The sequence below is a fragment of the Cryobacterium arcticum genome, assembly GCF_003185895.1.
GTDB lineage: Bacteria > Actinomycetota > Actinomycetes > Actinomycetales > Microbacteriaceae > Cryobacterium > Cryobacterium arcticum.
Map to the genome: position 1 here is coordinate 1,420,431 of NZ_QHLY01000012.1, position 20,882 is coordinate 1,441,312.

A 20,882-nucleotide genomic window follows, 5' to 3' on the forward strand; every position below is an offset into this window, starting at 1 on the left:
CTAGGGCCTCGTTCAGCCGAGCAGCTGGCCGGCGAAGGTGCCGAGCCCGACCAGCACGAGGAAGACACCGAGCACGAGCACCGTGAACACCGTGATCAGCGGCATATTGTGCACGAGCCACTCCCGCAGCCGGGTCAGCCGGCCGCGCACGGCGATGCCGCCGAAGGCGTAGGCGAGCACCGGCGCGAGCATCGTGATCGATGCCAGCGCGGTGAAGACGCCCACCGAGATGATGATGCCCGTCGGGTCGCTGTGCGCTCCCAGGATCACCACCCCGGCCGCGGCGGCCATGACCAGATTCTTGGGCCGGAAAGCGGCGTAGCCGACCCCGATGATCGTGGCCCGAGCGGGGGTGAGCCGGTCCAGGGCGGTCAGCCACCGCGGGAGCGGAACGTCGGTTCCGCGCGACGGCCGGTCGTGCCACTGCACCAGACCCAACACAATCAGGCCGAGACCCAGTAGCAGCGGCACCGCCACCTGTAACGCCCGGGAGCCCGCCGACCTGTCGTGCGGCAACAGTGACGACAGCACGGCGAGCAGGGTGGCCGAGAGGGCCACCCCGACGAACCAGCCGATGCTAAACCCGGCCGCGGCCTTGAACCCGTCGGGTGACAACAGCAGGAGCAGCAGGGCAGCCAGCGGCAGCGGGCTGATCGCGATGGTCAGCGCCAGCGGCAGCAGCTGTCCCCACTCTGTCATCCCGGCGTCCCTTCCCTCTGGCGGCGACTCGTGCGCCGCCGTCCTCTCGAACCGGGCAGCACGAAGCCAACGGATGTCCATCGTGAAAGTACACCGGGAACCGCGCGGACACGATGACACCGGGAGAGATGCCCGCGGCCGGCCAGCACACCCGAGGGTTCCGGGCGTTGCCGGGGTCGCTGGGCCGCACTACATTGCAGTCGAAAGCGCAGCTCAGTCAAACGCTCAGCGCAGTCAAGAGCACAGCCGAAAGAAGACCCGCATGTCCAGGCGATCCCTCCTCCGTTCAGCGCTTGCCGCCACCGCGCTCGTCCTGGTGTTCAGCGGCTGCACGGTTCTGACCCCCAACGCGGACTCCCCCTCCGGCTCCGTGCAGCCCGGTGCACTGGTGGGAACCTGGGTGATCGACCAGAGATTCGACAGCCCCGAGCAGCCGTACGTGGCCTTCGTGCAAGACAACACCTGGAGCGCCTCCGACGGCTGCAACCGGGTGCAGGGCACCTGGGAGGTGGCCGCCGACGGGGCGCTGCGCACCACCTCCGGTCCACAGACGATGATGGCGTGCGACGGTGCCCAGTTGCCGCTGGCGGTGAGCCGCGGTACCCGGGTGGAGGTGAACGGCGACACGCTGGTCATCCACAGCTCGTTCGACTCGACCGAGACCGTTCTGGTGCGCTCGACGGATGAGTCCGTGGGACCTGAGGGTCGCCCGATCGGTTACTGGGTGGAATCGAATTCGCCGGATGCACCGTTCCTCTCGATCCAGGCCGACGGCCGCTACACCGGCAACGACGGCTGCAATTCGCTCACCGGTAGTTGGGAGCAGGCCGACGACGACGCCGTGCTGTTCACCGGCGGGGCCATGACACTGATGGCCTGCGAGGGTGTGGACCAGTGGCTCAGCCAGGCTAGTCAAGGCCGGGTGCGGGCCGGCGTGATGACCCTGCAGTCCGCCGACGGCACAGTGCTCGGCCAGCTCACCGCGCGCTAACCGACCGCGCTAACCGACAAGGAGCAGACCATGGGCGTCTACCCGATCACCATCATCGTCATCATCGCGGCCGCGATCGCGCTGGTCTTCCTGCTGCGGCTCGGCATCCGCCAGAACGCGGCCGCCGCCGCCGTCGAGGAGAACCCGGATGCGACCGGGGCGCTGGCCGTGCTCGCTTTCATCGTCGCGCTGATTCTGCCGGTGATCGGCGTCATCCTGGCCCACCTCACCCTGGCGCGGGTGCGCCGGGGTGAGGCGGCCGGTCGGATCTGGGCGTACACCGCCCTGTGGGTGGGGTACGTGCTCATCGCAGTCGAACTGGGGGTGCTGCTCTGGGCCTACCAGAACAACTACTGGCAGTGACGAACCGGGTCTAGTACCAGTTCATCGCCTGCGAGTGCGACCAGGCGGAGCAGGGCGTGCCGTAGGAGGCGTTGATGTACTCCAGGCCCCAGGCGATCTGGGTGGCGGCGTTGGTGGCCCAGTCAGACCCGGCCGATGCCATCTTGCTGCCGGGCAGCGCCTGCGGGATGCCGGTGGCGCCGCCGTTGTCGTTGTAGGCGGTGTACGACCAGCCGGATTCCTTCTGCCACAGCTGCACCAGGCAGGAGAACTGGCTCTCGCCCCAGCCGTAACGCTCGGCGGCCAGGCTCGCGGCGGTGGCCTTGGCTCCGGCGACGGTGTTGGTCGCAGCGAGCGCTTCGGCCGCGGCTTGGGCCTCGGCGGCGGCCTGCGCTTCGGCGGCAGCCTGGGCCTCAGCGGCGGCCTGGGCGGCCCGGTCGGCTTCGGCGGCGGCGGCCTGCACGGCGGCGGTCTGCTCCTTGGCCTGCTCGGTGAGCTCGGTCACCTCGTCGAGCGGCATCGAGATGTAGCCGGCCAGGGTGCTGCTCGTGCTCGACAGCGCCGACGCGTCCACCTTGTTGGCGGCGGCGTCGAGCGCGGTGTCGGCGTCGTAGAGGGCAACGGATGCGGCGAGGTGGGTCTTGCTGATGACCGCGGCCTTGGCGGCGGCACGCTCTTCACGCTCCTGCTGGGCCTGCTGCTGTTGCTCGGCCACCGCGGACTGCACGGTGAAGCCGGTGCCGGCGACGACCCCGGCGAGCACGAGGCCTCCGGCGATGAGGGAGAGGCGCTTGGTGCGCGAGCGACGATTCTTGCGCTCGGCACGGGTCGGGTAGGTCTCTGGGGTGGTTTCGGGCGTGGAGTTCTCTGAAATAGGGGGGCGCATAAGCTTCCAGGTCGCGTGAGAATGCGCTCGGTGGCGGATGCTCACTGTGATCGAAGGGCCCACGCGCGCGGACTCGGCGCGGGCAAGTGGCCTAGCCTGCACAAAGTTTCTGGACGAAACCTCATTTTAACCTGCACAACCCATGTGAACGCATGAATTGAGCGGGGTGGCGAGGGTGAGCTAGCGTGGACTGATGTCCAATTCAGACCAGACTCCCCCGCCGTCCGCACCCGAGGCGCCCGCCTACGACTCGGCCGCCGCTTCCGCCAGCGCCGCTCGCCTGATCGAGATCGTTCAGGCCATCAACGAGGTCGATGTGAGCGCCTCCTCCCTCGACGACCGGGCGGCGGTGGTGGAGCTGATCGAGATCACCACCGACGAGCAGCGGTCGAGCCTGCTGCTGGCCCTGCTGCTCGACCGACTGCGCACCGGCGCCTGAGTGGACGGCCGCACCCCACGTCGGCGGCCGATCCAGCCCACGGCCGGCGAGCGCTCGTAGGATGGCGGCATGCGTGCACTCGTGGTCCACACCCCAGGCGGCCCTGACGCCCTCACCCTCGAAACCGTCGCCGACCTCCCGCTCGGTGCCGGCGACATCCGGATCGCGGTGGCCGCGGCCGGCGTGAACCGGGCCGATGTCCAGCAACGCCTGGGCCTGTATCCCTCGCCCACCGGTGCCCCGGCCTGGCCGGGCCTGGAGGTCTCCGGCATCGTCAGCGAGGTCGGCCGGGCGGTCACCCGGTTCGCCGTGGGCGACCGGGTCTGCGCACTGCTGGCCGGCGGCGGCTACGCCACCGAGGCCGTGTTGCACCAGGACCTGGCGTTGCCCGTGCCGCAGAGCATCGATCTCGTCGACGCCGCCGCGCTGCCGGAGGCGCTGGCGACGGTGTGGTCGAACGTGTTCATGAGCGCCGGGCTCAGCTCGGGCCAAACCCTGCTCGTGCACGGCGGCGGCAGCGGCATCGGCACCACAGCCATCCAACTGGCCCGGCTGGCCGGCGCTCGGGTGGCGGTCACGGCCGGGTCGGCCGACAAACTGGCGGTCTGCGCCGAGCTGGGCGCCGAGATCCTGGTGAACTACCGCGAGCAGGACTTCGTGACCGAGGTGCTGGCCGCCACCGCCGGGAACGGCGCCGACGTCATCCTCGACATCATGGGTGGCTCATACGCCGCCCGCAACGTGGAGGCGCTGGCGACCAACGGCACGATCATGGTGATCGCCAACCAGGGCGGCGAAGACGCGGTCTTCAACCCGTTCCGGTTGATGCAGAAGCGCGGCCGGTACTGGGGCACCACCCTGCGCGCCCGGCCGACCGTGGAAAAGGCGGCGATCATCGCCGACCTGCTCGCGGTGGTCTGGCCCTGGCTCGAATCGGGTGAGCTCCACCCGGTGGTCGACAGCCGGTTCAGCTTCACCGACGCGGCGGATGCGCACCGCCACCTGGAAGCATCCGCCCACGTGGGCAAGATCGTGCTGGTGCCATAGCTCGCGGCGGGGTCAGGGCCGCGCGCCGGCCAGTTCGACCCGGTTGCGGCCGGCGGCCTTGGCTTCGTAGAGGGCGGCGTCGGCGCGCCCTAGCCAGCGCGACACGGTCTCGTCGGGCGTGAGCAGGGCGACGCCCACGCTGGCGGTGCAGCGGAGGCCCCCGGTCACGACGCCCCACGGGTGGTCCCGCACCTGACCCAGCAGCCGTTTGCAGATGAGCATCGCCTGGTCGAGGGTGGTGTTGCCGAGCACGAGAAGGAACTCCTCACCGCCCACCCGCACCGCGAGGTCGGTCTCACGAGTGGCGTCACCGAGGATGGTGGCCATGGTGGTGAGCACCCGGTCGCCGGTGGCGTGGCCGTATTCGTCGTTGACCCGCTTGAAGTGGTCCATGTCGACCATCACCGCGCACAACGGTTCGGCCCGGTCGCGGGCGGTGGCCATCATCTCTGGCAGCTGCCGGTCGAGAGCGCGCCGGTTGGGCAGCCGGGTGAGCGGGTCGGTGTGCGCCTGCTGGTCGAGTTCCTCGGCCCGGATGCGCTGCATCTCGGCTTCGAGCTGCGACCGCTGCGCCTCGTGCCGGGCCTGCTCGATCTCGAGCGAGTTGATCAGCATGCGTGACTGCAGCCCTGCCGTCTGCCGGGTGAGGCCGAGCATGAGCACGTGTAGTTCTTCGTGGTGCCTCAAGGCCAGCTCGAACCGGCCGCTGGACTGGTGCATCTCGTACAGCGCCCGGTGCAGCTTCACGTTCAGCGCCGCGTCTTCGGCCACCGACGGATCGGCCAGCTGGGCGTCCATCATGGCGCAGGCCGCGTCGATCCGCCCCTCGGCCCGGGCTACCTCGGCCAGCTGGGCGTCGTTGTTCACCGCCAGGTTGCGGTACTTGTTGGTGATCGCGATGGTCTTGGACCGCACCGCCTGCCGGCGCGCGTCGGCGTACTCGCCCATCTCGATCAGGAACCCGACCAGGTTGGTGCGCGCGACGGTCTCATAGAACGCGTGCCGCTGTTGCAGGGCGTGCTGCACGGCCGCGCGGGTGAGTTCGATGCCCTCGTTGAGCACCGTCCAGGCATCCTCGCCCCGCGAACGCTTCGACCGGGCGATCTCCAGGCAGCTGTCACCCAGGTTGTTCCGGGCGGCGAACGCGGCCTCCGGGTCGTGCAGGGTGTCGGCCAGGGCCAGGGCCTGGCGGCCGAGCTCGATGCTGCGGTCGGCATCGCCGAGCGCCTGGTGCACCATCGAGGAGCGGCTGAGCGCCCAGAACTCCGCGGTGTGGCTGCCGCAGGCGCGGGCGGCTTCGAGAGCGCCGAGCACGTGTTGCAGCGCCGGCTCTTCCAGCGCCGTCTCGTGGAACGCCAGCGCGAGGGTGCAGTGCACGGTCGACTGCGCCAGCAGGTCGCCGCTGGCGGTGAGGTACTCCAGCGCGAGCAGGCCGTTGAGCACGGATGCCTCGAACTCGCCCAGCCGTAACCGGTGGCCGGAGAGCAGCTGCCGGGCCCTGGCCTGCTGGGCCGGGGTGATCGACTCGTCGGCGAGAACCTGTTCGGCGTGCGCGGCGCCCTGGTGGTGCTTGCCGTCGCGGTTGGCCTGAGCGCTCTCATCGAGCAGCTGGTTGATGGCGGAGCGTCGGGACGGCGCGAGTGTTCCGGAGCGGGTGGACGGAACCGAACGGGCCGAGGCAGCGTCATCCGGGGTGGGCGGGGCGGTCACCACCGGCGCGGGCAGGACGGCGCTGTCAGCTGGTGCGGGGAGGTCGGCGAGGTCGACGAATCCGCCCGGCAGGGTGGGGTCGATCGACGCCTCGGCGTCGGTGATGGCGTCGGCCATGGCGTCGGCAGCGGCCAGGATGGCGTCGCCCGGTACCTCGGTCTCAGCGGGCGTCGTGGCACCGGCGGGCAGCGGCTCCACGGTGTCGCCGGGGGCGGTCACCGCGGACCTCCGTGTTGTGTCACGGAGACGGTTGTGTGCGGCAGACGGAACGGGCCGCCCGCTCGTCTCGGCGGGAGGCTTCGTGATGGTACGCCCGGTGCGTTCACAACTGGAATCCCCAAACTGCTCGTACTGTCGAACCTAGCAGCGTGATAGCGCCGCTCTTTCAGATCCAGCTGGAGATGCCAACCCCCCGTTCAGGTGCCCTTTTCGGCGGCGTGCGCCCTACGCCGCAGCCCTGCCCGCGTGGGTCGGGCCGCGCCGGCCAGGCAGAATCGCGTCAAGTGCACGAAACAGTCGCGGCGACCTGCAGGCGGTTGAGGTGGTACGTCCAGCCTGATCGGTGCTCGAACGTGGCGGCCTTATCCAGCCCGGACTCGCGCACGGTGACTATCGACCCGCCGCCGTTAGCCGTCCTGACCTCCCAGTGCACGTGCGTTTCCGCATCGCCGGGCGCTGCCCAGGCGAAGGAAAGGAGGCGTGGCGGAACCACCTCGACATTCCAGCCGCTGGCGACACCCTCGTTGCCGGCGTCGTCACGCCAGTGCTCGGTCAGGGGCGCACCCACGGCGGTGTCGAACGCGAGATCTGGCCACCACGTGCCGCGGTCATCCGTGAGCAGCGCCCAGGTGTCGATCACGCTGACCGGCAGCGCGATCTCGACGACGACGGTAGACACGCCTATCGCCAGCCGAGTCCAGGGGCCACGTATCGGAGAACCGAGTCGAGCAACTGCGTGTTGAAGTCCACGCCGAGCTGGTTGGGCACCGTGATGTGCACGGTGTCGGCGGCCTGCACCGCGGCATCCTGGGCCAGCTGCTCGATGAGCACATCGGGTTCGCCGATGTAGCTCTTGCCGAACCGGGCCAGGCCGCCGTCGAGGTGGCCCACCTGGTCGCGGTTGTCGGCCTGGGCACGCAGGCCGAAGAAGCGACGATCCTGGTCGGTCACGAGCGGCAGGATGCTGCGGCTCACCGCCACCCGCGGCGTGCCGGGGTGGCCGGCGTCGGCCCAGGCCTGCCGGAAGATGGCGATCTGTTCTGCCTGCAAATCACCGAAGTCGGCGCCCGTGTCTTCGGTGAGCAGGGTCGAGCTCATCAGGTTCATGCCCTGCTCGCCGGTCCACTTGGCGGTGGCGCGGGTGCCGGAGCCCCACCAGATGCGCTCGGAGAGGCCGGGCGACTGCGGCTGGATGGCGAGCCGCCCGGTGTGGCCGGTGAGCTGCGGGTTCGCGTTGGCGACGCCGGCCCCGGCGATGGCGGCGCGGAACTGGGCGGTGCGCTCGCGGGCGTCATCCGCGTCGGTCTGGCCCGGTGCGGGCACGTGCCCGAAGGCCTCGGCGCCGCGCAGCGCGGTCTCGGGTGAACCGCGGCTGAGGCCCAGCTGCAACCGGCCGTTGCTGATCAGGTCGGTGATCGCGGCCTCTTCGGCCATATAGAGCGGGTTTTCGTAGCGCATGTCGATCACGCCGGTGCCCAGCTCGATGCGGCTGGTGCGGGCGGCCATCGCGGCCAGCAGGGGGAACGGGGACGCCAGTTGCGGCGCGAAGTGGTGCACGCGCACCGAGGCGCTGTCCACACCGATCTCCTCGGCCGCCACGGCCAACTCCACGGTCTGCAGCAGCGCGTCTTGCGCGGTGCGCACGAGCGAGCCCGGCACCGCCTGGTAATGGCCGAAGGAGAGGAACCCGATGTGCTTCATAGTGCGTGCAGCGTTCCCCGGTGGCGCCGTATTCCCGCCCGCGGTGGCCACCGACCCGACGGATGCACAGGGCGGATGTGATCGGGTCGCTACCAGCGCGATCTGCCGCATGCTGGCAAGCTGTGGGCATGCGTCATTTGTTTCTCGACTTCTTCGGCACTCTCGTCGACTACTCCGATTCCCGCGCGGGACAGGGGTACACCGACACGCATGCCAGCATGCTCGCGCTGGGCGCGACCGGCGCCGAGCACGAGACCGCCACCGCCTGGTTGCAGGCCTTCCACCAGCTCAACGATGAGGCCACCGACGACATGCGGGAGTTCTCGATGGAGGAGCTCTCCCGCCGCGCGATTGTGCGGTTGCTGGGCCGGGAGCCCGACGCCGCCGAGATCGCCGACGGCGCCGCGAGCAACATGGCCGACTGGGAACGCGGGGTGGTGCTCATTCCCGGCATGGCCCAGACCCTGCAGGAACTGAGCCAGAGTTTCACCCTCACGATCGTTTCGAACACGCACAGCGCATCCGTGGTGCCCCGTCAGTTGGGCGCGATGGGCGCCGCCGGCTCGATCAGCCACATCGTCACGTCGCTCGAGGTGGGCTACCGCAAACCCCACCCGGCGATCTACCAGGCCGCTCTCGAGCTGGCGGAGGCGAAGGCCGAGCAGGTGATCTTCGTCGGCGACACCTGGGATGCCGACTTCGACGGACCGCGCGCCCAGGGCATGGAGGCAGTGCTGGTGCACCCCGACGCCCGGGACGGCGTGCCGGAGACCCGCCGGGTCACCTCGGTGCTCGAGCTGCCCGACCTGCTCGCGTTCCGCTACCCGAGCACCCGCCCCCTCGGCACCCGCGGGGCTGCATAACTCCTGCTGGTTCAACCGCGCAGCGGCGCCCAGCGCAGGGCCAGCCAGCCCAGTGCGAAGGCCAGCACGGCCGGCACGAGCAGGGCAGCGAAGAGGCTCGCGGTGGACAGCCCGAACAGCCAGTCGATGATCGGCGGGGCTGTGCCGGTGAGCACCGCGAACGCGACGATGCCGATCAGCACCACCGCCACGGCCACCCAGAGCACCACCATGCCGAGCGCCCGCCAGCGGGCGTAGACCGCGGCGAACGCCGAGGTGACGGCGAAGATCAGCAGCTGCAGGCTGAACAGCGACAGCCAGACCGTGCCGACCCCGGCATCCGCGAACCAGAGCGCGGTGAAGTGGTGGAAGGTGACACCGGCGGCGTTGATGGCGCGTTCGATCTCGGTGAGGATCGCCCAGCCGGTGGCGTTGAACGCCGCCATCGCGACGTAGGTGAGCAGTGTGCCCAGGGCATATTCCCGCCGGGTGATGCTGAAGCCCAGCGCGAACGGGAAGACCGCGTTCACGGCCTGCACCCCCACGACGGCGAGGTACCACAGCGGCGAGAGCACCGCCCAGCTGTAGCCCATGCCCTCGAGGGCGACCTGCTGGTCTGGGCCGGACACCGACGCGACGATCAACAGCGCCACGATGATGGAGATGCCCAGCGCCACCGCGGTGATGATCCACGGGATGCCGATATAGGTGACGCGGTTGACCAGGTGCAGCCGCATCACGTTGGTGATCCGGCGCGGCGTGCCCGTGCGTGCAACCGCGGGGTCAGTGCTGATGGCAGTCATTTCGGGCTCCTCACTCGTAAGCGACCGACGCCACGGCGGGTCGCCGATCGGGATGTGTGCTCAGGTCGACGATCAATTGCTGGAACGAGACCGGCGCGATCTCGAGGCCGGCCGCGGTGGCGGCACGGTGGTCGGCGGGGGTGAGCCGGCCGGAGATCGTGACGGTGGCCAGGCCGCCGAGGGTGTCGCGGTGCAGCACCCGGCGACCCTCGGCGAAACTGTCGACGTCGCCGGCCCGGCCGGCCACGGCCGAGGCACTGCCGCGCAGGCTCTCGGCATCCTGGTCGAGCAGCAGCCGGCCCTCGTCGAGCACCAGCACGTGCTCGAGCAAGTTGCTCACCTCGTCGATCAGGTGGGTCGAGAGCAGGATCGTGCGGGGATTCTCGGCGTAGTCGGCCAGCAGGGCGTCATAGAAGATCTGCCGGGCCACGGCATCCAGGCCCAGGTACGGTTCGTCGAAGATCGTGATCGGCGCCCGGCTGGCCAGGCCCAGGATCACACCGAGGGCGGACTGCTGGCCGCGGGAGAGCTTCTTCACGTCGCGCTTGAGCGGCAACCGGAACTTGTCGACCAGTGCGTCGGCGAAGGCGGCATCCCAGTTGGCGAAGAACCAGGGCGCCCCGGCCAGCACATGCCTGGCGTGATAGCCGTCGGGGTAGCGCTGGCCCTCGGAGACGAAGCAGATCTGCTGCAGCACGGCGCTGTTCTCCACCGGGTTCTCGCCGAACATGCGGGCGGTGCCGCTGCTGGGGAAGTCCTGGCCGGTCAGCATGCGCATCAGGGTGGTCTTGCCGGCGCCGTTGCGGCCGAGCAGGCCGCAGATGATGTCGGGCTGCAGGGCGAACGAGACGTTCTGGAGCGCCGCGACGTCCCGATAGCTGCGGGTGAGGTCATCCACCTGGATGACGGGGTTCTGGCTGGTCACGATGTCTCCTCCTCGATGAGTTGGCTGATCTGGTGGGGTGTGATGCCCAGGCTCGCGGCTTCGGCGAGCATCGGCGCGATGTACTCCAGGACGAACATCTCGCGGCGCCGGGCGCTGATGCGCTCCCGGGCGCCGGCGGCCACGAACATGCCGATCCCGCGACGCTTGTAGAGGATGCCCTGCTCGACGAGCAGATTCACGCCCTTGCCGGCGGTGGCCGGGTTGATGCGGTAGTACAGGGCGAATTCATTGGTGGAGGGCACCTGGCCCTCCTCGCTGAGCGCACCGGTGAGGATGTCGTTCTCGACCCGTTCCGCGATCTGCTGGAAGATCGGTCGGCCTTCGTCCATCACAGTTCCTGCCTCAGTGGTTGGTTACTCAACTAATGAACCACAGAACCGGACACCCCGCAAGAGCCAGTTTCGGCACCCGGCCCCGGCAAGTCGGTATGCTCGGCGGATGGTTACAGAGGCGTACAGCATCCGTCGCACCGGGCCGGACGACTGGCGCGAACTGCGCGACCTCCGCCTGGAAATGCTGCGGGACACCCCCATCGCGTTCGGCGAGACTGTGGAAGACGCCATCACCCACTCTGAGGCCGAATGGCGGATGCGCGGGGCCCGCGGTTCCGCCGAACACACCATCGCCCTGGTTGCGATCGACACGGCAGGGCGATGGGTGGGCACGATGGGCGGTTACGTGCCCGACCCGGCCACCGGCGCCCTGCTCGTGGGCGTGTACGTCTCCCCCACACACCGCGGCCGGGAGGCCGGCGTGTTCGACCGCCTGATGCTCGCGGTCGAGGACTGGGCCCGCACCGAGGGTGACACCCTCACCCTGCACGTGCACGAAGACAACTCCCGTGCCCGCGCCGCCTACCTGCGCCGCGGTTTCGTCGAGACCGGTCGCCGGGTGCCGTACGTGCTCGACGCCGGGGCGCAGGAGATCGAGATGGTCAAGCGGCTCTAGCGACCGCCGCCGCCACCACCGCCACCACCGCCGCCGGAGAACCCACCGCCGAAGGAACCGCCGGAGAAACTACCGCCCCCGCTGTTCGACCAGGTGCTCGGCGGTGGGGGCGTGGGCGTCTGGGTGGTGTGCACCGAATTGACGAGGTTGTTCAGCGCCGAGGCAAGGTAGAGCCCACTGAACGCGTTCTGGGAGAGGAACCAGTCCGGGGCGGCGGTGCTCTGCTCGTAGTACACCGCGAGCTCGGCCGCCCACTCCCGTTCGACGCCCCAGAGCACCGCGAAGGGCAGCAGCTTCTCGTAGAGCTTGACCAGTTCAACGGTGTCGATCCCGGTTGCCGCCGCGCCCGCTTCGGCGCCGGGGCCGGCGGCACCGGGCACCGACCGGGGCACGGTCACCCGCAACGCACCATCCGGGCTCTGCAGCATGCGGAACCTGTCGGCCTCGGCCAGGTCGAGGTAGACCTTCATGCCGGTGAGGTAGTCGCGTTGCTCCACCCCGGCCTCGGTGAGCACGAGCGGCCGGGACGCAACCACGCTGGCGCCGATCACGCCCAGCCCGATCAGCAGCACGAGAGCGAAGATCACACCGCCGGGCAGCCACCCCAGGCCCACTCCGACGACGAGAACGGCCAGGGCGGCCACGGCGAGCGCGGCGAAGCCGATCAGCAGCCGGGTCTTGGCGGGGGTCCGCACCGGCCGGGCGCGCCAGCCCCGGCCGATCGAGCGCTGCCGGGCATCCGCGGTGGCGTTGGCCAGCTGGTCGGCCAGCGCGTCGTTGGTCACGCCGAGTTCGCACACGGCGCCGGCCTCCAGGCCGGGGAAGAACACCCAGAGCAGGGCGCGTTCCTGGTCGTCCACGCCCTCGGCGGTGAGCAGCTGCAGGGTGTAGTCGCCGCCGTCGGCGCTCACCGGGTAGTCCAGGATGCGCACCTTTCCGCGCACCGCGAAGCTCACGATCTGCGCGGCCATCGCCGCCGTGGTGCGGCCGATGAGGTCGGCGGCCTCGAGCAGGTTGTAGCCCGTGGGCACCGTGTACTGCGGAATGATGGTGCCGCGACCCTTGGCGTCGCGCGGCCGCAGGAAGACCTGGGCGAGCGCGAAGGCCCCGCCGAGCAGCGCGAGGCCGAGCAGGCCGATCGGGATGATGCTGAAGTCGATGGGGGTGTTCGAGCCTGGCTGGTAGATGCCCGGTTGGAACCCGCCCGAGCCGTTGGAGGGTCCCTGCGGCTGGGTTTCGGCCGGGACCTGCACGAAGGTGCCGGCGGTGAAGCCGATCGCCACGGTGAGGTTCTCCCCCGGACCCACGTCGGTGCCCTCCGCGGTGAACACCTGGCCGGACGGGGCGGCGGGGTCGGCCGGAGCGGCGGCGGCGGCATCCGCTGCCTGGCTGACGGCACAGTCGCCGCTGGCGCCCTGTGCGCCGAGGTAGCAGGCGTTGTTGCCGGTGAGGAATTCGGCGATGGCCGGATCGACGTGCACCCGGGCGGTGACGCTGCCGAACGGCTGGTCGAAGCCGGTGCCGTTGGTGTCCCAGTAGAACTCATCATCGTTCGTGTCGGTGAAGGCCCGCACCACGTTCTGCTGCGTGTAGGTGATCACATAGGTCTGGGTACCCTGCACGAACTCGTCGGTGCCGAGGGCGAGCTCGGTGAAACCGCCGTTGACGGTGCTGTCGAAATACACCGGCTCGCCCCGGGCGTCGGTGACGGATTGCACGGCCGTGTGCAGAGGCACGCCGTCGTAGTCGTTGGGAATGGCGCGGATGATGCCCCGGTTCTGGTCGAAATCGGGAAACTCCGCCACGAAGGTCTCGACGGTCTGCAGGGTGGAGTGCCCCGCCTCGTCGCGACCGAGGTAGTAGTCGGCCGCGAACGAGTCGAAGGTGAAGTCCGAGGTGTCGGTGGCCACGCCGGCGAGGGCCACGTTGGCGACCGGTTGGGGCGCGGCGGCACTGGCCGCCAGCGGCGCACCGAGCGCCACCGAGGCCGCAACAACGAGGGAGGACAGGATCTTCAGAAGACGAGTCACCCTCCCGAGCCTAGTGACCCCCTCACGGCGAGGTTGTCGACCCGTCGTTCCACGACGGCTCCATCGGGGAACACCCCGGCCAAGGCCATGAGCTCATCGATGAACTCCTCAACCGACCGACTGGTGCAGCACAGGCACCACTCCTGCCGATCGAAGCTGGCTGTCAAGGCCGCTTCATACTCGGCGCGAGTGAGATCTGGGATCTCCCGCACGAGCGCAGTAGTGGTGTAGTTGTTCGAGCTCAGTCCCGAAAACGATCGCCCGCACTCGCACGGTCCATCGGGGCGTCGTCGGCTGGCAGGGCAGACATCCCTCAGCCAGACGAGTTCTCCGTCGACGCAGTGGGTGAAATCACTGGCCCGCGTGCCCTGGGTCGCCGAGGTCGCCACGAATACCCTCATGATCTGCTCCGTTTTCTCGGCACGAGGGTGAATGAGTAGGTGGCGTCAGGCTAGACCGGGCCACCGACATCCGGTCAGAAGCCCTCGGGCACGTGCGGCCGGTACGGGGCCGCGAGGCGGGCCAGTTCCTCGTCGCTGAGGGTGAGGTCGACCGAGGCGACGGCATCCTCAAGGTGATGCGCCTGGGTGGCGCCCACGATCGGCGAGGTCACCGCCGGCTGCTGACGCACCCAGGCCAGCGCCACCTGCGCCCGCGGCACGCCGCGTTCGGCGGCCACCTCGGCCACGACATCGGCGATCGCCCGGTCGCCCTCTTCGTGCTGCTTGTAGAGGGTCTGGCCGAAGTTGTCGGTTTCGGACCGACTGGTGGTGTCGTCCCAGTCGCGGGTGAGTTTGCCGCGGGCCAGCGGGCTCCACGGCAACACGCCGACGCCCTGGTCGAGGCAATACGGGTGCATCTCGCGCTCTTCCTCGCGGTTGATCAGGTTGTATTGGTCTTGCATCGAGACGAACCGGGTGAATCCGTTCAGGTCGGCGGTGTGCTGGGCGGTGGCAAACTGCCAGGCGTACATCGACGAGGCCCCGATGTAGCGGGCCTTGCCGGCCTTGACCACGTCGTGCAGCGCCTCCATGGTCTCCGTGATCGGGGTCAGCGGGTCCCAGCGGTGGATCTGGTACAGGTCGACGTAGTCGGTGCCCAGCCGGGTGAGGCTGTGGTCGATCTCGCTCAGGATGGCGCGGCGCGACAGCCCGGCACCGTTCGGGCCCGGCCGCATGCGGCCGTGCACCTTGGTGGCCAGCACGACCTCGTCGCGGGTGGCGAGGTCGCGCAGCGCACGGCCCACGATCTCCTCGCTGCTGCCGTCGGAGTACACATTCGCGGTGTCGAAGGTGGTGATGCCGGCATCCAGCGCCTGCTTGATCAGCGGCCGGCTGACCTCTTCGGGCAGGGTCCAGGAGTGGTTGCCGCGCATCGGGTTGCCGAAGCTCATGCAGCCGAGGGTGATTGCCGAGACCTCGAGGCCGGTGGTGCCCAGGCGTACGTATTTCATCAGGAGGCCTTTCGAGAGCTGGCGGGACGGCGCGCAGGTGTGCCTGCGGGGCCATTCCTCACCCTAGGCGCGCGCGCCGCCGTTGTCACCGGGCGGGCGGCGCTAGCCGGTGGGCCACCGCCACCGCTACGCTCCAACCATGGTCGACCGTCACCGTTCCGTCGAGGAGTTCCTCGCCGCCCAGCCCGAGGACCGCCGCAGACTCGTCGAGGCGCTGCGCACCCTCGTGCGCGAGGCGAGCCCGGACGCGCAGGAGATCGTCAAGTGGAACTCCCCCAGCTACGTTCTCGACGGGGTCGATCAGGCCACCATCAACGCGCAGGGTAGAGGGGCGGTGCGCCTGATTCTGCACCGGGGCGCCACCACCGCCGAGAACACGGATGCCGCATCCGCGTTCACCGGCGACCCGCTCGGTCTGCTCACCTGGCACTCCGATATTCGGGCGAGCCTGCCCGTGACCGACCTGGCCGACCTCGCGGCGAAGCGCGACGCGGCCCTGGCGGTGGTGCGGGCCTGGCTCACGCCCGGGGCCTTCCCGGCGTAGCCCGCCGCTGCCGCCCTCGTATGCTCGCGGGCGGGGCCGCTCGCGCGGTGGCGCAGCCCGTGCCGGGAGATACGCGGGTCAGGCGCCGGTTCGCCCGTGGCGCGCCACCCGCGAAACGGCGCCGCACCCGCGTAGCTCTTGACGCAGGCCAGCGGCCGGTGCCCCGGAGCCCTCCGCACCGAACCAGCTACCCCTCCTGGGCGGCAACCAGGCCGGGGCCGCCGCGCAGGCGGAGCGCCACCGCCGAGGTGCCGAGCGCCAACACGATGAGCACCGGGGCGGCCACGTCGAGCGCGGTCTGCAGGCCCACCGCGGTGGCCTCGAGCCCCACCAGCACGGCGATGATGCCCTGCATCAGGTAGGCCGCGGTGTAGACCACCGAGATCGTGCCTGCCCGGTGGTGCGCCGGAGCGTGCTTGTTCACCAGGCCCAGGCCACCGAGGAAGAGGAGCCCATAGCCGACGCCGGCGGCCACCGAGGTGACCGCGAACACCGGCAGCGACGCCGTGGCCGCGCTGACCACGAGCAGCGCCACCGCGCTGGCACTGGCCAGGCCGCCGATGCCGATGGCCACGCGCGCGGGCATCCGCTTGGCGGCGAGGGCGGTGATGCCGATCACGACGGAGGTGATGGCGAGCACCAGGCCGGAGACCAGGGTGTTGCTCGAGTGGATGAGGTCGGCCGAGATCTGCGCGCCGAGCGAGAGCAGCACGGCGCCCACCGCGAATGCCGTCGTGACGGCCAGGGCGGCGGCGGTCACGGTGCCGCGCAGGGCCGCCGGTACGTGGATGGGCCGCGGCCGCCAGCGGGTCGCGGTCTGGGTGTCTGGCACATGCTTGGGCAGCGAGAGCACCGCCACGAACGCCAGCGCGGCAGCCACGACGACCACCCAGTAGCTGAGCTGGCGCGGGTTGGGCGCGTACTGCACCAGGGCGCCGGCGATGATCGTGGCCAGCGCCAGCCCCGCCGCCGTGGCCGCGGTGTTGACCGAGCTGGCGCGTGCGGTGCCGCCTCGGGTGTTGAACTCCACCATCGCGGCGCTGGCCGGCGCCATCGCCAAGCCCACGCCGATGCCCTGGAAGGCCCGGGCGACGAACAGCCAGCCCTCCGCCGGAGCCACGGCGAACAGCAACGCTCCGACGAACATGGCGCCGACCCCAGCGAGCATGGTGGCGCGGCGGCCGATGTGGTCGGAGATGTCGCCGAAGACGAGCAGCACCACCACCAGCACCAGCGGATAAACGGCGAAGAGCGTGGTCGTGGCCGCGGGCGACATGTTCCAGTCGTGCGCGTAGAGCGGGTAGATCATGGTGGGCGATCCGCTGGCCCAGAGGGCGAGCATCGCCACGGACGCGGCGGCCCAGAACCGAGTGGCGGGATGGGTGACTGACATGCGGCTCCAGACCGGATGGGGCGCAGTCGGCTGACCCCCCAGAACTGGTGAGGTGGCGCCGAGGGCGACGGATGCGCGCCGCGTCGTTGCAGGCCGGCCGCCGGATGACTGCCGTCCCGCCACGCTAACAGGCTGACTTGGAAAAGCCAACTCAATGTAGGATGAGGGCATGACAACGGAATCCTCCGATGCTCCCGCGGCACCGGCCACAGCCAAACGCTCAGCCGGCGACGTGCGCTGCTCGATCGCCCGCACTATGCAGGTGCTCGGCGACAGGTGGACGATCCTGATCGTGCGCGAGGGCTTTCGCGGCAGCACCCGGTTCACCGACTTCCGCCGGGTGCTCGGCATCCCCACCGACATCCTCACCTCCCGGCTGGCCTCCCTCGTGGAGGCCGGCGTGCTCGAGCGCCGGGGCTACCGGGAGCCAGGTGCCCGCGAGCGCTTCGACTACCACCTCACCGCCGCCGGCATTGCCCTGCTGCCCGTACTCGGCGCCCTCACCCAGTGGGGCAACGACTACCGACCCTCCGGCCACGGCCCGAGTCGCCTCTACCAGCACGCCGCCACCGGCGAGGCCACCACGGTCGCGTTCGTCACGGCCGACGGCCGCGTGGTGCCGCCCGCCGACATCGCTATCGTGCCCGGTCCGGGCGAGAACGACCCCGAGGTCGGACCCATCCGCCCCATCGCCGTCGCGCAGGCCTGACCCGCCGACACACGCTGCAGAGGATCTCGGCCGGAGAAAAGGATGGCCCCAACCGGGGTTTCGGCGCACGGGCAGCGGCAGTACCGTGTCAAGCGGGTGACGGATACGCCCACTGCCTGACGACGGAAGGAGCCCGACATCATGTCCAGCCCGACCACCCGTAGCGGCGGTTACATTCCCCCCGGCTCTTTCATGCGCAGGGTCGCCAATCCGCTCGTGCGAGCGCTCGGCGGCCCCGTGCTCATCGTGCGGGGCCGCATCAGCGGCCATCCGATCGGCACCCCGGTGGCGCCCTTCGACTACGCGGGCGACCGGTACCTGATCGCACGCCGCGGCGAGACCCAGTGGGTGCGCAACCTGCGCATCGCCGGGCGCTGCGAGCTGCGGCTGCGCTGGCGGCACGTTCCGTTCCACGCCACCGAACTGCGCGGTGACGAGCACCAGCTCGTGGTGGGTGCGTATCTCAAGCGTCTCGGCCGCCGGGCCGATGCTTTTCTGGCCGAGCTGCCGAATCCGGCCGACCACCCGATCTTCCGGCTCGACCCGATCGGGCCACCGATCCACGGCTGAGCGCCATCACCCGTCACTCAGCCCTCGGCCAGTCCCACCAGGCGCAGCCAGGTGGCGAGCGACGCTTCGTCGACCACCGGCGCCCGCAGGGCCACATAGCCGTCGGGTCGCACCACGAGCATGCCCGTTCCCGGCCGGTCGTCGAGCCGGTAGGCGTGCACCAGCGGTCCCAGCATCGACTCCGGCACTGCCCGGGCGCCGGACTGCAGCAGGATGTGCACGCCGGGCTCGTTGATCAACTCGTGCAGGCGCACCCGCCGGCCGGCACAGCGCACCAGGGTGTCGGCGACCCGTGAGCCGGGCCGCAAACCGCGCTGGGCCAGGCCGCCGCGCACTCGCACGACCGAGGCGGGCACCTCCATCGAGAGCGGGCTGCGCGCATATCGCAGCCGGAGTTGCGCGAGCGAGCGCACCACCGCCGCGCTCACCCGGCGCTGCCGCAGCAGAAACGGCACGATCGGAGCGATCAGGGGCACCGCGCCCACTCGGGCCAGTTGGGCGAGCGGATGCGGGCTGGCCGCGACCCGGTAGAGCGCGTGCGTGCGCCGCAACACGGCTCGGTCCGCCCGGCGGCGCTCCTGGTTATAGGAGTCGAGCAGGGCAGGCCGTGCCGTCGAGGATGCGCCCGCGGCAAAACCCAGCTTCCAGCCGAGGTTGACGGCGTCGTGGATGCCGGCGTTCACGCCCTGCCCGCCCACCGGCGGATGCACGTGCGCGGCTTCCCCGGCCACGAACAACGGTCCCCGGCTGAACCGGCTGGCGAGCCGGTGCTGCACGCGCACCTCGGCCGACCAGGCCACAGCCTCCACCCGCGCCGGCAGCGCGACATCGTCGAGGAGGTGCTGCAATTCGGTGCGCGAGACCGGCGCACCCGTCTCGCCGGCCGGCGGGAGATCCGCGGCCGCGGGGCGGGAGGCGTGCATGCGCCACCCGGCGCCCGCCCCCGGAGGCACCAGCACGGCCACCCCGCTTCGGCCGACGCCCACGTGCGCGGTGTCGGCCTCCAGCAGAACCGGTTCAACGGCCCGGCTGCCGGCGACCGTCGCCGCGGGTCCCAGCTCCACGTCGGCGAGCACCGCCTCCCGGCTGTCGTCGCCGCCGATCCAGCCTCCGACCGACCGGCGCACTAGGCTGGTCGGTCCGTCACAGCCGGCCAGGAAGCGGCAGTGCACCTCATCGGCGGGCAGACCGGCACGGCGCAGCACAGCCCGGGCGCCGCCGGCACCCACCCGGGCCACGCGCACCACCTCCACGCCGTGCTCCACCTCCAGGCCGCGCTCGGCGAGCGCCGCCGCCAGCACCTCCTCGAGCTCCCCCTGCCGGATGCGCAACAAGTACGGGAACGCGGTACCGGGAAGCTCCAACCGGCCGAGGGTGAGGCTCACCACCCGCGAGCGCAGGTGCAGCCGCGCCGCCACGGAGCGTTCCCCGCGCGCGAAGAGGGCCTCGGTCACCCCGAGGGGTCGCAAAAGTTCGAGGCTGCGCGGATGCAACACCACAGTCGGCGAGGGCCCCTGCGGCTGCGACCGGCGTTCCACGACTCGCACCCGGGCGCCGTGGGCCGCTGCCTGCAGGGCCAGGGTGAGCCCCGTGCTGCCGGCGCCGACGACGAGCAGGTCGGTGTCGTAGGTCATGCCGACCCGGGTTCCCCCGGCGCCGGATCGATCCGGGCGGGCGACGACCCGTTCAGTCCCACCACCAGCACCTCCCAGCACCGGCCGGGCCGGTTCACGACACAGCCAGCATAAGCAGCGGTCGCGCCGGCGGGAAGACCCGGGGCCGATCGGGCCAGAGAGGTCGGCACGCCGACTCGCCCCGCGCTAGCCTGAGGAGGAATGTTCCACCGGCCCATCGCCGCGTTCGCACCAGTCCCCCGGCCTCTCGCGGTGGCATTCCTGCCATTTCTCTTCCCCGCGCGTCCGAAGGACTCATGACCCCGAACAATCCGCTTGATAAACCGTGGCCGTCAACTGCGATGCCCGCGGTGCAGCTGATTCAGTTGAACCGTGCCACCATCGACGCCCTCGCCGACGAGGATCTCGATCTGGCCAATGAGCAGGCCACCGTGGAGCTCAGCCCGTATTTCGTCGAGCCGGCCAGCGCCCGCACCTGGCGGTATCGCAGCCGGCAACTCGCCCTCACCCCGGAGGACGCGGACTGGATCACCCGGGTCATCTACGACCCGGTGCGCCGCCTCGCGGTGGGTCAGTCCGGCTATCACGGAGCTCCCGATACGCGCGGTATGGTCGAGGTCGGCTACGCCGTCGACGTGGCCTTCCGTCGGCGCGGTTACGCCCGCTCCGCGCTCACCGCCCTGCTGGCCCGGGCCGCCCTGGAACCGGCGGTCACCGTGGTGCGAGCCACCATCAGCCCCGGGAACCTGGCGTCCCTCGCCCTCGTGGCCCAGTTCGGTTTCGTCGAGGTGGGCGAACAGTGGGATGACGAGGACGGCCTCGAGACGATTTTCGAGCTGCCGGTCGCCTGACCCGCGCTAGTTCGGTTCCGAACCGTATCGAGCGGCCGGCGCCGGGTGCCGATTGCCGCCGCGCGCAGCATCCGTGCCAAGCTTGATCCGTCGCGCCGCAAGCCCGACCCGCACTCGCCCGCACG

At 70.4% G+C, this 20,882-nt stretch carries 23 protein-coding genes; 10 read left to right on the top strand and 13 right to left on the bottom strand.

Features of this window, described 5'->3' with window-relative positions:
• Positions 1–12: 12 nt before the first annotated feature.
• The gene (locus tag CTB96_RS16350) at positions 13–699 is read right to left on the bottom strand and encodes a GAP family protein (RefSeq protein ID WP_181397305.1); all 687 of its coding nucleotides are present in this window, start codon (positions 697–699) and stop codon (positions 13–15) included.
• A 262-nt stretch (positions 700–961) separates the two neighbouring features.
• Here CTB96_RS16350 and CTB96_RS16355 point away from each other — a divergent pair, with 262 nt between their 5' ends.
• Together CTB96_RS16355 and CTB96_RS16360 are read left to right on the top strand one after the other, a co-directional pair.
• Entirely contained in the window at positions 962–1,690 is a 729-nt protein-coding gene (locus CTB96_RS16355) for an META domain-containing protein (RefSeq protein ID WP_181397306.1), read from the top strand.
• Between the two features lie 30 nt (positions 1,691–1,720).
• The gene (locus CTB96_RS16360; protein WP_110127863.1) at positions 1,721–2,053 is read left to right on the top strand and encodes a DUF4190 domain-containing protein; all 333 of its coding nucleotides are present in this window, start codon (positions 1,721–1,723) and stop codon (positions 2,051–2,053) included.
• Between the two features lie 10 nt (positions 2,054–2,063).
• Here the strand turns inward: CTB96_RS16360 and CTB96_RS16365 are convergent, their stop codons facing one another.
• Positions 2,064–2,918: an aggregation-promoting factor C-terminal-like domain-containing protein gene (locus CTB96_RS16365; RefSeq protein WP_110127864.1), complete on the bottom strand. Its 855-nt coding sequence runs from the start codon at positions 2,916–2,918 to the stop codon at positions 2,064–2,066.
• A gap of 193 nt (positions 2,919–3,111) precedes the next feature.
• Here CTB96_RS16365 and CTB96_RS16370 point away from each other — a divergent pair, with 193 nt between their 5' ends.
• Positions 3,112–3,357, top strand: coding sequence for a hypothetical protein (locus tag CTB96_RS16370; protein ID WP_110127865.1), 246 nt, complete (start codon positions 3,112–3,114; stop codon positions 3,355–3,357).
• 69 nt (positions 3,358–3,426) lie between these two features.
• Positions 3,427–4,404 (top strand): NAD(P)H-quinone oxidoreductase, encoded by a 978-nt coding sequence (locus tag CTB96_RS16375; protein ID WP_110127866.1) that lies wholly within the window; start codon positions 3,427–3,429, stop codon positions 4,402–4,404.
• A gap of 12 nt (positions 4,405–4,416) precedes the next feature.
• Here the strand turns inward: CTB96_RS16375 and CTB96_RS16380 are convergent, their stop codons facing one another.
• From CTB96_RS16380 to CTB96_RS16390, 3 genes are all read right to left on the bottom strand, one after another.
• Positions 4,417–6,333 carry a tetratricopeptide repeat-containing diguanylate cyclase gene (locus CTB96_RS16380; RefSeq protein ID WP_110127867.1) on the bottom strand — a complete coding sequence of 639 codons (1,917 nt, stop codon included), beginning with the start codon at positions 6,331–6,333 and terminating at the stop codon, positions 4,417–4,419.
• A gap of 280 nt (positions 6,334–6,613) precedes the next feature.
• A complete protein-coding gene (locus tag CTB96_RS16385; protein ID WP_181397307.1) occupies positions 6,614–7,012 on the bottom strand; it encodes an SRPBCC family protein in 399 nt (132 codons plus the stop codon).
• A gap of 2 nt (positions 7,013–7,014) precedes the next feature.
• The gene (locus CTB96_RS16390) at positions 7,015–8,034 is read right to left on the bottom strand and encodes an LLM class flavin-dependent oxidoreductase (RefSeq protein WP_110127869.1); all 1,020 of its coding nucleotides are present in this window, start codon (positions 8,032–8,034) and stop codon (positions 7,015–7,017) included.
• Between the two features lie 128 nt (positions 8,035–8,162).
• Here CTB96_RS16390 and CTB96_RS16395 point away from each other — a divergent pair, with 128 nt between their 5' ends.
• Positions 8,163–8,897: an HAD family hydrolase gene (locus CTB96_RS16395; RefSeq protein WP_181397308.1), complete on the top strand. Its 735-nt coding sequence runs from the start codon at positions 8,163–8,165 to the stop codon at positions 8,895–8,897.
• A gap of 11 nt (positions 8,898–8,908) precedes the next feature.
• On the opposite strand, the gene CTB96_RS16400 is transcribed toward CTB96_RS16395, so the two are convergent.
• From CTB96_RS16400 to CTB96_RS16410, 3 genes are read right to left on the bottom strand one after another with little or no spacing between them, the layout of a single operon-like run.
• Positions 8,909–9,679 carry a hypothetical protein gene (locus tag CTB96_RS16400; RefSeq protein ID WP_110127871.1) on the bottom strand — a complete coding sequence of 257 codons (771 nt, stop codon included), beginning with the start codon at positions 9,677–9,679 and terminating at the stop codon, positions 8,909–8,911.
• A 10-nt stretch (positions 9,680–9,689) separates the two neighbouring features.
• Positions 9,690–10,604, bottom strand: a complete 915-nt coding sequence (locus CTB96_RS16405) for an ABC transporter ATP-binding protein (RefSeq protein ID WP_110127872.1) — start codon at positions 10,602–10,604, stop codon at positions 9,690–9,692.
• On the bottom strand, positions 10,601–10,954 hold the full coding sequence (locus tag CTB96_RS16410; RefSeq protein ID WP_110127873.1) for a GntR family transcriptional regulator: 354 nt from the start codon (positions 10,952–10,954) through the stop codon (positions 10,601–10,603). Before CTB96_RS16410 ends, CTB96_RS16405 begins: the two co-directional genes overlap by 4 nt.
• 109 nt (positions 10,955–11,063) lie before the next feature.
• On the opposite strand from CTB96_RS16410, the gene CTB96_RS16415 reads away from it, so the two are divergent.
• Positions 11,064–11,573, top strand: a complete 510-nt coding sequence (locus tag CTB96_RS16415) for a GNAT family N-acetyltransferase (RefSeq protein ID WP_110127874.1) — start codon at positions 11,064–11,066, stop codon at positions 11,571–11,573.
• Here the strand turns inward: CTB96_RS16415 and CTB96_RS20605 are convergent.
• The 3 genes from CTB96_RS20605 to CTB96_RS16430 all read right to left on the bottom strand — a co-directional run bounded on the left by CTB96_RS20605 (position 11,570) and on the right by CTB96_RS16430 (position 15,056).
• Positions 11,570–13,603 (bottom strand): DUF2207 family protein, encoded by a 2,034-nt coding sequence (locus tag CTB96_RS20605; protein WP_181397309.1) that lies wholly within the window; start codon positions 13,601–13,603, stop codon positions 11,570–11,572. The genes CTB96_RS16415 and CTB96_RS20605 overlap by 4 nt on opposite strands.
• On the bottom strand, positions 13,600–14,004 hold the full coding sequence (locus CTB96_RS16425) for a DUF7715 family protein (protein WP_110127875.1): 405 nt from the start codon (positions 14,002–14,004) through the stop codon (positions 13,600–13,602). The genes CTB96_RS20605 and CTB96_RS16425 overlap by 4 nt, the downstream gene beginning before the upstream one ends.
• Positions 14,005–14,078: 74 nt before the next feature.
• Positions 14,079–15,056 carry an aldo/keto reductase gene (locus CTB96_RS16430; RefSeq protein WP_110127876.1) on the bottom strand — a complete coding sequence of 326 codons (978 nt, stop codon included), beginning with the start codon at positions 15,054–15,056 and terminating at the stop codon, positions 14,079–14,081.
• A 139-nt stretch (positions 15,057–15,195) separates the two neighbouring features.
• Between CTB96_RS16430 and CTB96_RS16435 the strand changes: the two genes are divergently transcribed.
• Complete coding sequence (locus tag CTB96_RS16435) at positions 15,196–15,600, top strand: DUF1801 domain-containing protein (protein WP_110127877.1); 405 nt, start codon at positions 15,196–15,198, stop codon at positions 15,598–15,600.
• Between the two features lie 187 nt (positions 15,601–15,787).
• Here CTB96_RS16435 and CTB96_RS16440 read toward each other — a convergent pair whose 3' ends face one another.
• Positions 15,788–16,993 carry an MFS transporter gene (locus CTB96_RS16440; RefSeq protein WP_181397310.1) on the bottom strand — a complete coding sequence of 402 codons (1,206 nt, stop codon included), beginning with the start codon at positions 16,991–16,993 and terminating at the stop codon, positions 15,788–15,790.
• Between the two features lie 169 nt (positions 16,994–17,162).
• On the opposite strand from CTB96_RS16440, the gene CTB96_RS16445 reads away from it, so the two are divergent.
• A complete protein-coding gene (locus CTB96_RS16445) occupies positions 17,163–17,702 on the top strand; it encodes a winged helix-turn-helix transcriptional regulator (protein ID WP_110127879.1) in 540 nt (179 codons plus the stop codon).
• 141 nt (positions 17,703–17,843) lie between these two features.
• Positions 17,844–18,272 carry a nitroreductase/quinone reductase family protein gene (locus tag CTB96_RS16450; RefSeq protein ID WP_110127880.1) on the top strand — a complete coding sequence of 143 codons (429 nt, stop codon included), beginning with the start codon at positions 17,844–17,846 and terminating at the stop codon, positions 18,270–18,272.
• Positions 18,273–18,289: 17 nt separating this feature from the next.
• Here the strand turns inward: CTB96_RS16450 and CTB96_RS16455 are convergent, their stop codons facing one another.
• The gene (locus CTB96_RS16455; RefSeq protein WP_110127881.1) at positions 18,290–19,906 is read right to left on the bottom strand and encodes an FAD-dependent oxidoreductase; all 1,617 of its coding nucleotides are present in this window, start codon (positions 19,904–19,906) and stop codon (positions 18,290–18,292) included.
• A 296-nt stretch (positions 19,907–20,202) separates the two neighbouring features.
• Here CTB96_RS16455 and CTB96_RS16460 point away from each other — a divergent pair, with 296 nt between their 5' ends.
• Complete coding sequence (locus CTB96_RS16460) at positions 20,203–20,757, top strand: GNAT family N-acetyltransferase (RefSeq protein WP_219993273.1); 555 nt, start codon at positions 20,203–20,205, stop codon at positions 20,755–20,757.
• Positions 20,758–20,882: the final 125 nt, after the last annotated feature.